Source organism: Microvenator marinus (assembly GCF_007993755.1).
GTDB lineage: Bacteria > Myxococcota_A > Bradymonadia > Bradymonadales > Bradymonadaceae > Allomicrovenator > Allomicrovenator marinus.
Map to the genome: position 1 here is coordinate 2,342,642 of NZ_CP042467.1, position 13,508 is coordinate 2,356,149.

General features: G+C 56.5%; 12 protein-coding genes. 3 read left to right on the forward strand and 9 right to left on the reverse strand.

The annotated features are described in order from the left end of the window. Positions 1–9: 9 nt before the first annotated feature. Genes FRD01_RS09770 through FRD01_RS09780 form a run of 3 tightly spaced genes read right to left on the reverse strand, consistent with a single transcriptional unit; the run spans position 10 to position 2,443 of the window. On the reverse strand, positions 10–408 hold the full coding sequence (locus FRD01_RS09770; protein WP_146959207.1) for a hypothetical protein: 399 nt from the start codon (positions 406–408) through the stop codon (positions 10–12). Further along, the gene (locus FRD01_RS09775) at positions 405–1,787 is read right to left on the reverse strand and encodes a hypothetical protein (protein ID WP_146959208.1); all 1,383 of its coding nucleotides are present in this window, start codon (positions 1,785–1,787) and stop codon (positions 405–407) included. The genes FRD01_RS09770 and FRD01_RS09775 overlap by 4 nt, the downstream gene beginning before the upstream one ends. Further along, the gene (locus FRD01_RS09780; protein ID WP_146959209.1) at positions 1,784–2,443 is read right to left on the reverse strand and encodes a hypothetical protein; all 660 of its coding nucleotides are present in this window, start codon (positions 2,441–2,443) and stop codon (positions 1,784–1,786) included. The genes FRD01_RS09775 and FRD01_RS09780 overlap by 4 nt, the downstream gene beginning before the upstream one ends. A gap of 185 nt (positions 2,444–2,628) precedes the next feature. On the opposite strand from FRD01_RS09780, the gene FRD01_RS09785 reads away from it, so the two are divergent. The 3 genes from FRD01_RS09785 (at position 2,629) to FRD01_RS09795 (ending at position 6,481) form a co-directional block, all read left to right on the forward strand. After that, the gene (locus tag FRD01_RS09785) at positions 2,629–3,741 is read left to right on the forward strand and encodes a hypothetical protein (protein WP_146959210.1); all 1,113 of its coding nucleotides are present in this window, start codon (positions 2,629–2,631) and stop codon (positions 3,739–3,741) included. Positions 3,742–3,781: 40 nt separating this feature from the next. Beyond that, positions 3,782–5,014, forward strand: a complete 1,233-nt coding sequence (locus tag FRD01_RS09790; RefSeq protein ID WP_146959211.1) for a hypothetical protein — start codon at positions 3,782–3,784, stop codon at positions 5,012–5,014. Between the two features lie 237 nt (positions 5,015–5,251). Beyond that, positions 5,252–6,481: a hypothetical protein gene (locus FRD01_RS09795; RefSeq protein ID WP_146959212.1), complete on the forward strand. Its 1,230-nt coding sequence runs from the start codon at positions 5,252–5,254 to the stop codon at positions 6,479–6,481. On the opposite strand, the gene FRD01_RS09800 is transcribed toward FRD01_RS09795, so the two are convergent. The 6 genes from FRD01_RS09800 to FRD01_RS09825 all read right to left on the reverse strand — a co-directional run bounded on the left by FRD01_RS09800 (position 6,478) and on the right by FRD01_RS09825 (position 13,498). Beyond that, complete coding sequence (locus FRD01_RS09800) at positions 6,478–7,182, reverse strand: helical backbone metal receptor (protein WP_146959213.1); 705 nt, start codon at positions 7,180–7,182, stop codon at positions 6,478–6,480. The genes FRD01_RS09795 and FRD01_RS09800 overlap by 4 nt on opposite strands. A 4-nt stretch (positions 7,183–7,186) precedes the next feature. Beyond that, positions 7,187–8,041: an EI24 domain-containing protein gene (locus tag FRD01_RS09805; protein WP_146959214.1), complete on the reverse strand. Its 855-nt coding sequence runs from the start codon at positions 8,039–8,041 to the stop codon at positions 7,187–7,189. After that, positions 8,038–9,234, reverse strand: coding sequence for a bifunctional phosphopantothenoylcysteine decarboxylase/phosphopantothenate--cysteine ligase CoaBC (gene coaBC / locus FRD01_RS09810; protein WP_146959215.1), 1,197 nt, complete (start codon positions 9,232–9,234; stop codon positions 8,038–8,040). The genes FRD01_RS09805 and coaBC overlap by 4 nt, the downstream gene beginning before the upstream one ends. Next, the gene (locus tag FRD01_RS09815) at positions 9,231–9,812 is read right to left on the reverse strand and encodes an NUDIX hydrolase (protein ID WP_146959216.1); all 582 of its coding nucleotides are present in this window, start codon (positions 9,810–9,812) and stop codon (positions 9,231–9,233) included. Before FRD01_RS09815 ends, coaBC begins: the two co-directional genes overlap by 4 nt. Next, the gene (locus FRD01_RS09820; protein ID WP_146959217.1) at positions 9,809–10,756 is read right to left on the reverse strand and encodes a PCC domain-containing protein; all 948 of its coding nucleotides are present in this window, start codon (positions 10,754–10,756) and stop codon (positions 9,809–9,811) included. The genes FRD01_RS09815 and FRD01_RS09820 overlap by 4 nt, the downstream gene beginning before the upstream one ends. Before the next feature lie 117 nt (positions 10,757–10,873). After that, the gene (locus FRD01_RS09825; RefSeq protein ID WP_146959218.1) at positions 10,874–13,498 is read right to left on the reverse strand and encodes a CehA/McbA family metallohydrolase; all 2,625 of its coding nucleotides are present in this window, start codon (positions 13,496–13,498) and stop codon (positions 10,874–10,876) included. Positions 13,499–13,508 lie beyond the last annotated feature (10 nt).

Below are 13,508 nucleotides of genomic sequence, written 5' to 3' on the forward strand. Positions count from 1 at the left end.
GTTACCTACTTAATTTCCGATCACTTCAAAGGTGATAAACGACTCGCCTGTGCGGCCTTTTGAGTCAGTTGCGCGGGCACTTACCGTGTGTTCGCCCACGGGGAATTCATGTGTGACATCACTTCCCGTTTTAAACGGAGTCTCATTCTGAAGCCAAACAATTCCGCTTGAGATATCGTTTTGGTCGACATCGGCCGCCACGGCCACGAGCCTGACAGGGCTCGTTACTTGAGCATTATCTCTCGGTAGCGTGATGGTGATGATAGGGAGCATCTCCTCGACCGGCATATCTGGCTCGCTCTCGTCTGGCTCGTTCATATCGGGAACTTCCCCACCAGGAGGGTCGTACTCGAAGGTGTAACAAGAGGCGCCCAAGAGAGCGCAAAGCAACACGAGGAGAAACTTCATTGGAACCTCCAGACGAAACCGTCGGCCGTGGGGGTTAGGCGACTCGCTTCAGCTTCATCATCGCCGGCCACCAAGCCATAAATGCCCCAAACGGCGAGCCCGAGCCCCGCGCCCACCAGCGAGATTCCGCCCACAGAGTAAAGGTTGGCCTTGGATTTTCGGTCGTTGAATTCGTCTTCGCTGATGAAGTCGGCTGTCCCCGAATCACAACCGGAAGCACTCTCGGTGGTAAAACCCGTACAAATCAAATCCTGAGCCTCGCCGTGCCCAAGGTAAATCAGTGCACCTCCCACGCCGGCGAGCACGATTCCACCCGATGTGAGGGCGATAGCGGACCAATTGGTGGAACCCGAATCGTCCTCGGCTGCTGGCGCGTCCACACTCACAGCGAAAGTCTGTTCTACGAATCCGACGAACGCTGGCGTGTCGCGCGTCTCGGTCCAGGTCACACGCCCCTGTTTCATGTGCCCGAAAAGCGTGGGCGCGGTATTCATAGTCGCAGGCTGCCTTAGCCCCACAACCTCATCAAATCCGCCCCAGAATGCGACTGCGGCCATCACTTCTTCGGCACTTCTTCGGGCTTCAAACGAGTCGTCTCCCATCACGAGTGAGTCGATTTCTTTGGTGGATAGCGGAACCACCACGGACTTTCCGGCAGGGACTTTGAGTCTCCAGACGGGGCTTCGCTGGCCTTCGCACTCGATATAGAGGAATACGTCGGAGTCGGGAGCTACAGGATAGGCGCCTTCCTTGATCTGGGTGCCATTGAGGTAGCGACGGCATTCGCGGTTTTCACGCAATTCGATACCCACGCGCGAGCCCGGAGTTTCCAAGAGTTCAGCCTTGGTATCCTTCATCAAGGCAAGTATGTCAGGCGGCGAGCTCTTGAGGTTTGGGGCCATCATCGGGAAATAGCGCGCGAGCAGCGTGGCCGTGGTCTTCATGTCATCTTCGCGCTTGAGCCCTTTGTATGCCCTGACCATGATAAGCGAAGCTTCGTAGAGTTGGGCAATGAGGTCTGGACGCGTCACGACGTAGTCGAAGTGTTGGATGCCCTTTTGAAGTACGGGCGAGAGGATTTTGAGCGCGTCTTCGTTTCCCGCATAGAAAAACTGGTTGATACCTGATGCAATTTGCTCGGAGATCCCGGAGAATTCTGCGGCAGCATCAGGATCGGGCTCGACTCGGTGTTCCAATACTCTCTGGAAGACTGGGTCGCCGAAGACCACGTCTCTTCCGCCAGCTGTTAAGAGCTCTGCCATTCGCGTGGCTACCGAGGTGGAGCCTTCGGTATCATCGAGCGGGAGGACCGCGATTCGTCCCTGAGCGTGAGCAGATGCCGAGAGAAAAAAAAGTGAAAGGAAAATCAGAATCTTCAAAACTGCCCCCTTAAACCAAAGGGAGACACGTTAAGGCTCATGGGCGCCGGTTCTTCGGGTGTTCCGAGAATCCACCACGCAACGCCACCACCGATGGCGAGTGCTCCGGCTGCGCTTAAACCTATCGCAAGCCCGTATTGCGGATCGCCCTCTTCAAGACAGACATTGTTGACTTGAAGTTCACACTCAGCCTGCCAAAAAGGGATCGAGCCAAGCGCGAGACCAAGCCCGGCGACCCCGAGCACGATCGGTCCCACGGTGTTCAGCGTCGTACGCTGCTCGGGGGTGATGACCACGGGTGGCTCCACGGTCTTGATCTCCTTTTGCTTGTCCAACTCACGGCGAGAGCGCTCCTCCATCAAGTGGAGTTCTCCGCCTTCAGGCGCCGTGAGCAACGCATCGCGATTTTGGTCGATCAGCTCAAGCACGTGGGCATGTTCACCCATGGCCTGTAGTGTTTTGATGCGCCAATAGAGGTATTGTGGGCTCTCTTCAGCTCGCAAGGCTTGCTCAAGACTGAGCATCGCAGCCTCGTAGTTTTGAGCCTCATAGGAAGATTTGGCCTTCTCAAAATGCTCCGAGCCCGCCCCTTGTGCAAAGGCGGTTGAGCTTAGGGCCAAGACGAATACGGCGTAAATTGTTGCGTGCTTAATCATCCCCCACCATTCTGCGGGTCCACAAAGTTGAGTCTTGAGAAAACCGGAGCGTCAGAATTCTGTCAAGCCTGAATTTTTGTTGTTGCCCAAATTTTTGCGCCAAAATCTTGACTTGATTCGAATTCTCAGTTCTTCTATACACTGACGACACAATAACACACCTTCCCGATGTTTTAGGGGGATGAATGAACGCCAAAATTTTGATTTTATTCGCAATGATTACCCTGGCCCTCTCTGCGTCGTGTAGCGATGAAACGCGCGACGACTGTGCAAGTCCAAAGGCCGAACATGTGGAGACGTGTTGCGCGCACGACCCAACTTACTCCTACTGCAACACAGTTGAGGATATGGACATCGACCTACCGGTGTCCGATATGGGCGGCGATGATGGCCCTGTAGAAGACATGCCTGAAGCGGATATGCCTGAAGATGAAGGCCAGCCCGACCAGAGTACACCCTGTGATAGTGCATGTGGCGGACAAACACCCATCTGTGACGTCGCCACCGACACATGTGTGCAATGCCTCAACAACAACGAGTGCGGGAACGGCGTCTGTGATACCAACGCTAAATCGTGCGTCGAGTGCCTCGGGGACGAAGATTGCACCGAGGGCGTCTGCCTCCAAGGGAATACCACACAAGATAACGCATGTGTCGAGTGCAGAGGAAATGCGCAGTGTTTAGACGCGCAGGCATCCTTGTGTAGCGCTGCAAATGAGTGCGCACCTTGCGCAGTAGATGCCGACTGCAGCCACCTAGAAGACCTCGGCCAGTGTGTCGCAGGCACTTGCCACGAGTGTACCACCGAAACTGAGAATGACGATTGTGGGGGTAATGTCTGCGACCCGTCCTCTTTCACCTGTACCAACCTACCCATAGGCCAGACTCAACAACTTCAAACCTGTGTCTCCGATACACAATGCACCACAGGAAATGCGTGCATTCCCCTTAACTACATGGGTGCACCCCATGGAAACTACTGCATGCCCATCTATGTGATGGACAGTGGACCGTGTCCAAAGCCATATGGAGCGGACCGGCGCTCTAGAACCTCTGTGAATGGTGTCGAGTTTGACGTGTGTATGATCAAAGAAGCCAACACCACCCCTGAGGCGATCAACGCCTATGAAACGGTCTGTACGGACGACAACGATTGTCCGGGGGATGCAGGAATCTGCAGATTGCTTAACATGCAGGCAACAACCAACCGCTGTACCTACGCGTGTGACGGACCCAGTGATTGCGTCGGAAGTGCCGTTTGTGGACCGGTTGGCTCAAAATACTGCCGGCCACAATAGCACTTAGGGCCGTGTTTGATTTGAGGAAACGCAACGACTTATGAATACCAACCACACGAAAACTCGGCCACACACCTCTCGGGTGTGCCTCGCCATCCTATGCGGCGCTATCCTCTCGATGGCCCCTGGATGCTCCGATGATTCAAATCCCCCGGCAACCACCAATAACGATACCGGTACGTGCACGATTACCGCCGGTGGCATCGAGATCTGTGATGGCCTCGACAATGATTGTGACGGTGATGTGGACGAGGATTATCAGGTCGGCGAGCCGTGTAGTGTGCAAGGATGTGACGAGGCCGGCACACAGGTCTGCGCCGATGATCAAACCTCGACTCGCTGTGAGAGCCCTTTAAGCTGCGTGGGCGATATGGGCCACGTGGATATCCCTGAAGACCAAGGCCAACCCGACCAGAGCCAGCCATGTGATAATGCATGTGGTGGACAAACACCCATCTGTGACGTCGACACAGACACCTGTGTGCAATGCCTCACCAACAACGAGTGCGGCAACAGCGTCTGTGATACCTCCACCAATTCATGCGTTGAGTGTCTCGGCGACGAAGATTGCACCGAGGGCGTCTGCCTCGAAGCGAACGACACACAGGATAACGCCTGTGTCGAGTGCAGAGGAAATGCTCAGTGTTTAACCGCTGAAGCCTCCTTGTGCAGTGCGTCGAATGAGTGTGCGCCTTGTGCAGCTGATGCCGACTGCAGCCACCTAGAAGACCTCGGACAATGCGTGGCAGGAACATGCCGTGAGTGCACCACCGAGTCAGAAGACACCGATTGTGCGGGTAATGTCTGCGATCCGACGACCTATTCCTGCACAAACCTACCCATAGGCCAGACTCAACAACTTCAAACCTGTGTCTCCGATACGCAATGCGCCACAGGAAATGCGTGCATCCCCCTTAACTACATGGGGGCACCCCATGGAAACTACTGCATGCCGACTTACACACAGGGCGAATGCCCGAAACCCTATGGAATCGGTCCGAGCAATCGCACTTCTGTCAATGGCGTCCAAGGGCTTGTTTGCATGATCAATGAAGCAAACACCACCCCGGAAGCCATTAATGACTATTTTGAACCATGTACTCCCGCAACCGAAGCGACAGACTGCCCCGAGATCGGCAGCATTTGTAGAGTCTTTAACGAAAGTGCAATACCACCCATCAACCGCTGCACCTACGCATGTGGTGGGGATGTAGACTGCGAGGTAGGCGCTACATGTCAAGGAAATCCAGGTGCAAAGTATTGTCGACCATAAATGACTTTTTGTTTCGCAGAATGCCTTGATGGGAGCGCCAAGACTCATGAATACCAACCACACGAAAAATCGCCCACACGCCTCGCGCATGGGCCTCGTATTGGAGTTGCGACCTAGATTGCAAGCTAGCGACTAGTTGTTTCAGCCCGCTTCAGGGTGATGACTACTGTCGTTGAGCAGTACGAAGGGGTGAGCACTTTTGGTTGGAAGAATTGACCTTGAAGGGACACAAAACCTATGAACATTAAGCACTTACAGAATCATCAAGACAGACTCGCCTCGTGGTTGGGAACGATACTTTTGGTTGGAATCGCAGCGCTGACCACCGGCTGTTCCGAGGATTCAAATCCTCCCGCCACCAACACCAACAACACTACGCCTTCAAATACGTGCGAAGTTAGCGCAGGCGGGATCGAGCTATGTGATGGGGTGGATAATGATTGTGATGGTGAGGTGGACGAAGACCACGATGTCGGCATGGCATGTAGCGTAGAGGGTTGTGAGGAAGCTGGTGCCAAGGTGTGCGGGGAGGACCAGATATCGACTCTTTGTGAGGCACCACTGAGCTGTATTGGTGATATGGGCATGCCTGACGAAGGGCAACCGGACATGCACATACCATGTGGTAATACGTGTGGCGGACAAACACCCATCTGTGACGTCGCCACCGACACATGTGTGCAATGCCTCACCAACAACGAGTGCGCGAACGGCGTCTGCGATACCAACACCAAATCGTGTGTTGAGTGTCTCGGAGACAACGATTGTAGTGACGACTTGGCTTGCCTTGATGGGGCAACTACACAGGACAACCGATGCGTAGAGTGTCTAACCAACTCAGATTGCACGGATCAATTCGCTTCAAGGTGCGACGAAACTTCTGGCATGTGCGTGGCTTGCGAGGGGGCGTCTGATTGTTCACATCTGGATATGAGCTTCTGTGTTTACAATCCGGACAACCCAGGATTCTGTATTGAATGTTTCCCGGGCCAAGAAGACGAAGGTTGCGATGGCGATGCTTGTGACCCGCTCACGTATAGCTGTACAGATGCCGAGATCGGCGCTGCAATGGATCTACAACCGTGTGTTTCAGATTCACACTGCCATGGGAATAGCTATTGCGTTCCCGTAAACTACCAAGGGGGTCCTCACGGGAACTACTGCATGCCGGAGTACAACGGCACCTGCCCTCCGAAGTTCGGTGGTGGACAGCAGGGCGTCGCGACTATCGACGGGAACAGCGCAACCGTGTGCACGATCTCAGGGGACGTCGTCACACCAGAGGCGCTCGCAGGCTTTGGTCAGTCGTGTCCAAACGGCAATGCAGACTGTCCTCATGGTGGCCAACGTTGCGAACCGCTCGGGGGAGGTGACCCTATCTGCACACATGCTTGTAATACCGCCGCCGACTGCTTTGACGGACTCTCTTGTGCGCCGTTGGGCTACTGTCATCCTGCATTCAATTAAACGCTGAACCATTTCAGGCGGGAGCCGTACCAGGAGAACGCCTCGCCATCCACGATTTGGATTTGGGCGTCTGGGCAGATTTCGGCGAACTCCGCAAAATGGGATTCTGTGAAGGGGAAAGGTTCGCTCGAGAGCAAGATGCGGTCGGGGTTTAGGGCGCGAATTTCTTCGGCGCTGAGGGATGGATAGCGGGTTTGGTCCGCGCACACATTTTGCCAGCCAGCGCGCGAAATCATGTCGTGGATGAAGGTGTCGTGGCCCACGCTCATGTAGGGTTTTCGCCAGATGAGGTAAAGGACGCGCTCGCCAGATTTCGGCCTAGATTCTAGGTCTTGAAAGGCGGTTTGAATTTCAGTCACCAAGGCGGCTGCTTGTTCTTCTCGGCCTACCCATTGGCCTACGTCTTGAATCATTTGCAGCGCCGAAGGTAGGTCCACCACATCTGTGACTTCTACGCGGGCGAATTCCGCGATTTCCAAAACTTGTTCGCGGACATTCTCTTCTTTGTTGGCGATGACCAAATCTGGCTTGAGCTCGCGGACTCGGTCTACTTTCACACGTTTGGTTCCGCCGATACTCTGCTTCTTTTGAAGCCAGTCGGCGGGGTGCACGCAGTAGTCGGTAATGCCCACCACTTCGTCGTCTAGGCCGAGATCGGCCAAGAGCTCGGTTTGGGAAGGTACTAAGGAGATGATTCGCATGGTTCTAGCCGCTTTTGCGTTCGTCGAGCTCAAGGGCGAGCATGGTGCCGCTGATGACGTTGACGGGCATTGCGGCGAAGTTGATGATGGGCACCCACATCAGAAGGCTCGCGCCGAGGCCGAAGCCGAGGGCGATGGGCCGTTCATCAAAGATGACACGCCACTTCTGACGCCAGCCGTACTCGCGGCGCTCCAGAGACCAGTCCATGAACTCGAAGGCCAGGAAATGGGAGGAGACGAGCAGACTGAGTACACTCGAGACCAAGCTCCCAATGCCGGGAATCAGGTTCAGGGCGAGGATGGGGACCATGAGCACGCCGAGCATGACGAGGTTGCCAATCGAGTGGAGGGCTCCACGAATCACCCCGCGGATATTCGCCTTCAAGTCGTCGGCGCCCAAAACCGCCTCGCCCCTCACTCGCCGCTCGATGCGTTGAGAGAGAATATCGTTGAAAGGACCGGCCAAGATGGCGCCGAATACCACCGCAAAAAGGTACGCGATGCCCACGGTGAGTACGGTCCAGAGGACTCGGCCCACCCACCAGAGCGCAACCCACCAGGAGTCGGGCTGGGTAAACATGGTGGCGAAGATATCGCCGCTGAAATAGAGCAAGGTACCCGCACCGCCCACAAAGAGAAGGCTCGTGATGATGGCGGGGATGGCTGCCGACGGCCAAAGCGCGGGCGTCTTAAAGAGGTACTTCACGGTCTTGAGCGCGAGCCCAAAGCCCTTGAATGCCTGGTTGAAAGTACTCTGTCCGCGCACGTCGTGGAGTTCACGAGCAAGTTCCACCGCGCGTTGGTCAAAGTTGCTGGGGTCGAGTGCTCCCGGAGCCTGCTTTTGGATCTCGTGATTCATCGGCCGTCCGCGTGTAGAGAGATGATTTCCAGTATTTGCCGTGCGAGCTCTGCCTTTGGTGCACGTGGCAGTTCACGGTGCGAGTCCGGCTTGATGACGTATGCGCTTGATTCGTCGGCGCCAAAGCTCGAATCCGGCCCACCGACCTTGTTCGCCACCAACGCGTGCGCCTTCTTTTTGAGCATCTTCTCTCGTCCGAGCTCAAGCACGTCATGGGTTTGTGCGGCGAAACCAACGATGATTGGGCCTTCGTCTTGGTCCACGCCGTAACGCTCTCCAAGCGTCGCCAAAATGTCCGGATTTCGCTCGAGCTCCCATGTCTGTCCGAGCTCAGCCTTAGACAATTTGCGGTCCCCGGAAGTAGCGGGTCTGAAGTCGGCTACAGCCGCCGTGCAAATCACCATATCAGCGCTAGGCGCCGCGCGCATTGTGGCGTCAAACATCTCCTGGGCGGTCGTGACGTCGATTCGAAACACGCCAGGCGGGGTCACAAGGCTCACGGGCCCGCTCACCACGGTCACCTCAGCGCCCATATGACGCGCGGCTGAAGCCAGCGCGAACCCCATCTTGCCAGTAGACGGATTCGAGATAAATCGCGCAGGGTCTGCGTGTTCTCGGGTTGGTCCGGCTGTAATCACCACGTGTTTTCCGGCCAAAACCTTGGGCGTCAAGACGTTATCCAGGGCGTCTAAAAGCACCCACGCATCGGGCAGTCTGCCCTGCCCTACCTCTTTGCAGGCGAGCTCCCCGGAATCTGGGTCCACCACGTGAATTCCGGCATCGCGCAACCTGGTTAGGTTCTGCTGAACAAGTTTGTTTCTGAACATCTCGGTGTTCATGGCCGGGCCAATCACCACGGGTGCACGGGTGGCGAGTATCACGGTGGTCAGGAGGTCGTCCGCCATTCCGGCGGCGATCTTGGCGATGGTGTTGGCGGTGGCCGGTGCCACAAGAATCACGTCGGCCCAGCGCGCGATCTCGATATGGCCTATTTCAGACTCGTAGGTCGGGTCAAAAAGCGTTGTACCTACTGGATTTCCCGAGAGCACCTGAAGGGTGAGTGGGGTGATGAATTCGGTGGCCGACGCGGTCATGATGACGCGCACTTCGTCGCCCCTCTTGGTCAGCGCCCTGACGAGCTCAGCCGCCTTGTACGCTGCGATTCCCCCTGTAACTCCCAAAACAACTTTCATTTCATCATCTCCAAAAACTTCAGGAATTCGTAGATCATGAAGCCTGTAGCGCCCCAGATATTGTGTCCCTCAAAATCGAAGGCGTGCATATCAAAAACTTTTCCCTGCCATTCGTGGCGCTCACGTGTGTAGATGGCCGGGTCGAGCAGGGCTTCAATCGGCGCGATAATCGTATGTGCGACCTCGGCCGGATTTGGCGTGAGCGTGTACGGATGCGGCAATTCCCCAACAAACGCGGTCACGTTAAAGCCGGTAACCGTTGGAAGCCGCAAGAGTGCTCCGTAGAGCCGCACGTCCTCGGGTTGAATGGCAAGTTCCTCCCAGGCCTCGCGCAGAGCTGTGGCCGCCAAGTCGACGTCCTCAGGGTCTCTACGACCGCCCGGAAACGAGATTTGACCGGCGTGTTTTCTCAGAGCCTCGGAGCGTTTTGTAAGCACGAGCTCGGGGCCGTGTGGACCGTCTCTCAGAGGGATGAGCACGGCTGATTGTGCTAGGTCCGTAAGGCCTTCGAATTTGAAATCAAGCCGCGGTTCGGGCTTCAACAATCCCAGACGGGCTCTGATTTCATCGGCATTCATCGCTTGATCTTGACCTTAAACACATTACGTCCGCTCTTCTCCTCGACATGCGTAATCTCGCAGATTTCGAGGGCGAGTTTTCGGATACCACCGCGCTCGAGGCGGATGTGGGCGAAGTCTTCGTCTTCGATTCGCATCACACGGCAGCGTCCAAGCGTAGGATGATCCAAGATATCTCCGGGTTCCACAAGGGCTCGGTCGTCGTCGGCTTCGTCGAGCTGGTCGAGCCCGCGCTTACTCTTAGGCGTAGGCATGGGCTTCTTTGCAGCGCGATTGGTCTTTGAGGGCTCGGCGCTCGCTTGCACCACATCGGCCCACGACGCGGTAGGCACCGAGAGGTCTTCATCCGGGTCCACCTCGCGCGCTTTAGAAGGCGCGTCTGAGGGTTCGGGAGCTTTACCTAGCCTTGGCTCCGCAATTCGCTCAACAGGGCCCCTAACGGGCCTCTGAGGCGTTTCTGGAGGCGGTTTTGGAGCTTCGCTCTTTGCCGCTGGCGCATTGAAGGCAGGATTCGGCTTGATCTCGGCCAATCTCAACAAACCCGCATCGAGCCGGCGTTCGGCGTGAAGGTCGTCAAACGCGGTCAAGGTGTACTCGAATTCCACCACGTCAGCGGACTTCAGGTGGCCGTAGACCAGTTGTTGGCCAGCCGGGGCATCAACACTGAGTAGGACTTCCACACGCAAGGCTGGCTCGGAGCCTACGCGCGCGATATTCCCTCTAAAGTGCACGATTCGGCACACGGCATCGCCCAGAGAGAAGTCTTCCCAGTCTTTTCCTTTCTGCGTCAGGAGGACCACGTTCTCTAGGGTTCCCATGGCGCCGAGCGTACCAGAGACGATATTCCTCAGCTCCACAAGCCGCGTAAGCTCTTCGACTGGGTCCACGCCTGAATCGATCACCCCATAGAGGCACGACTGATATTGAGACTCTTGAAAATGCATTATTACTCGCCAACTTAGGGGTACACGCAACAAGGGTTTGCGCGAGATGTCCGCTGAAAACCAGTCGGACCGAACGGCCCTAAAATGAATGGCGAAGGGCCAAAAGACAAGCGGCGATTAGTCGCAAAATGCGGGATTATTGATGGCCGAGACATCGACCACCGGAAGCGTGCCCGTCTCGCCCGGCGCTGTCCAACCATTGGCGTCCACGTCGATGTAGACGGGGTTGGAGAAAGCCAGGGTGGGGTTTCCATAGGGCGTTCCCTGCGGGCGAGGACCCACGGCGAAGAAAATCACCCACGAATCTTGAGTCAGTTCCAGATCAACGGCCTGATCGAAGTCGAACTGGCCGCTGCCATCGGATTCAAACTCTTGAACGACTTGTCCATTCACGATCACGTTGAGGCGCGTGGCGCTTGACCATGAAGGCGTTTGAACCCGCACATCGAAGGTGTGCGAGCCCCCGGTCAGCGTGTCGCCAGGGAGCACGTCTCCGAGCGTCATAAACGCGTGTGAGGCCACAATGGCCCGCCCTGCCTTAAGCGCTGCCGTGACATCATCGACTTGAATCTCGCCGGGCATCTGCACATCGATGGGCAAGTAATTGCGCGGTGAGCCGGCTGGATCACCGTTTAGCGAGTGGGAGTCCGAGTTTCCAAGACCCGTCTTCTTCAAGCCGGTGTTGAGGAAGGTAGACCAATCGGCCACGAGCGCGCAGGTCGAGCCCACACGATTGACGATCTCCAAGGTGTCGAAATCGGTGGACCATTGTTCATGTGTGAAAGTTCGTGGGTCTTGGTCAGGCTCGTAATCGGCCGTCTCAAAGAGGCTTGAGCTTCCGCGGGGGTGGTTGAGTTGGACCACGGGATCATTTGGCATGGCGCGTGCCGCGGCAAAAATCTCAGGAATTCCACGAATCTGGACCTCGTCGTTCTCAATGTACGCAAGCTCGATGGTGCCATTGCCACGCAGCGAGCGGTCTTGGATGGCGGGATAGACGTTCACATGGCTGATGGTTGGACTGATCTCCATGCCGGGAACGGTAGAGAAATAATCTTCAAGGCCGAGCTCATTGAGAATTGGCCTGAGGTCGGTGACCACGTCGTGGTCGGTCGCAGCGGCAAACTCTACACCTTCAGCGATATTGTCCAAAATGCGGTCGCGCACGTGGATTCGACTATCGGTGCTCGGCTCCATATGCTGATGGAAATCCGAGGCAATCCACCCCGGCGTTGGCACGCTTTGTACCAGCTCCACATCCACTGTGGTGTCTGCGGAAACTTCAACGCTGCTCTGGAAGATTTCGTACTCCATGCCGCGCGTGACCTGCACAGAATACGTGCCTGGGACCACTTCCAACCTCAGCACACCGTTTAGTCCTTCGGGCATGGTGAAAGCTTCGTGAGCTTGGTTTTCCGGGCCACCCGCAATACGCACGAGGGCTATGCCGGGGCCGGCTGGATCGGTCACATTGATGGTGAGTTCGCGAGGGGGCTCAAGGTTGATGGTGACGTCTTCGGTCAAATCCACGTCGGTTTCAACGCTTCCTTCGCCAATCGAGCCCTGAACCTTGGCACTATACGTGCCGGGCGCGAGTTCGAAGACTACCGCCCCGGTTTCATCGGTTACACCCAGAGTCACGGGCGTTTCGTCTTGCCAAAGCTCGACAGTTTTTCCAGCGAGTGGTGGCTCGAGCAGGATGGTTGCGGTGCGCGTTGGTGCGTCTACTTCGAGGCGCTCAAGAAGCGTTTGCCTCACAGACTCTACGCTCCCATCTCCCACCGCAAACCAGCGCCGAAGCACGTGTTCCTCGCCGGACTGAAGGGTAATCTGCCCTGGATCGAAGATGGTGTACGGAATGTCAGACACGGGTAGCGAAAGGATGGCCGTGGACTCGCCCATGGTCCAGCCGAAGCTCGAGCCGGGGCCCCAAGTCGCAAGCCAGTCAAAGCGGCGAGAACCCGTGAATTCCGAGCCTGTCGAGGAGTAGAAAATACTCGAGCGGTCGCCAACGGCGAGCCAGTCGCCCGGGGCTACGTTCTTGAGGACTGGGTTGGGATTTTGAATCCAGGTGACGATCTCCACATCTCGACGGTCGGGCCAGAGTCGGTACTCGGTAACGACTTCGAGGCCGAGCGTGTCGAGGAAGCGGCCGCCGAGCACACCGAGCAAATACGCGATGGGGAAGTCTCGGCCGGTCACGCGCAAGACCGCAGGCCCGCCATCCGAGCCGTCGCGAACAACTTCGACCTCCTCGGCATAGAGCACGTTGAACCCGATGCGTGGCGCGAGCATATCGAAGATATCGTCAGCCTCCGAGCCGACTTCGCGCGCGTCCACAATGAGTCCGCCGGTAAAGACTTCGTTTCGATTGGTGGTTTCGGACTGGATACACACTTCGATGAGCGCGTTGTGCAGTTTGAAATCGCCTACCCTGCAATGTGCCCAGATGCCCGTAAAACCTGGCTCTGAGGTCAGCCTACCAACTCCTGCTTCGCCCTGGCCTAAAGGACCGGCGGGCGCGATGCCGTCCGGCGAGACGCCCTCTTGGGATGGCGTAAAGTTGAGCCCTGGGTTGAAGGGGTCTACGGGTTCGCCCATATCGGCCATATCCCCCGCCGAGTCGGGCTCACCGGTGTCTTGCTGCATGTCGGGTTGAGACATGTCGGGCGTTGATGTTGGCGCGTCGTCTGAGCAGCTCAGGGCGGATAGAATGAGAAGTAGGGATAGATGGCGTTTCATTGGTTTGTTC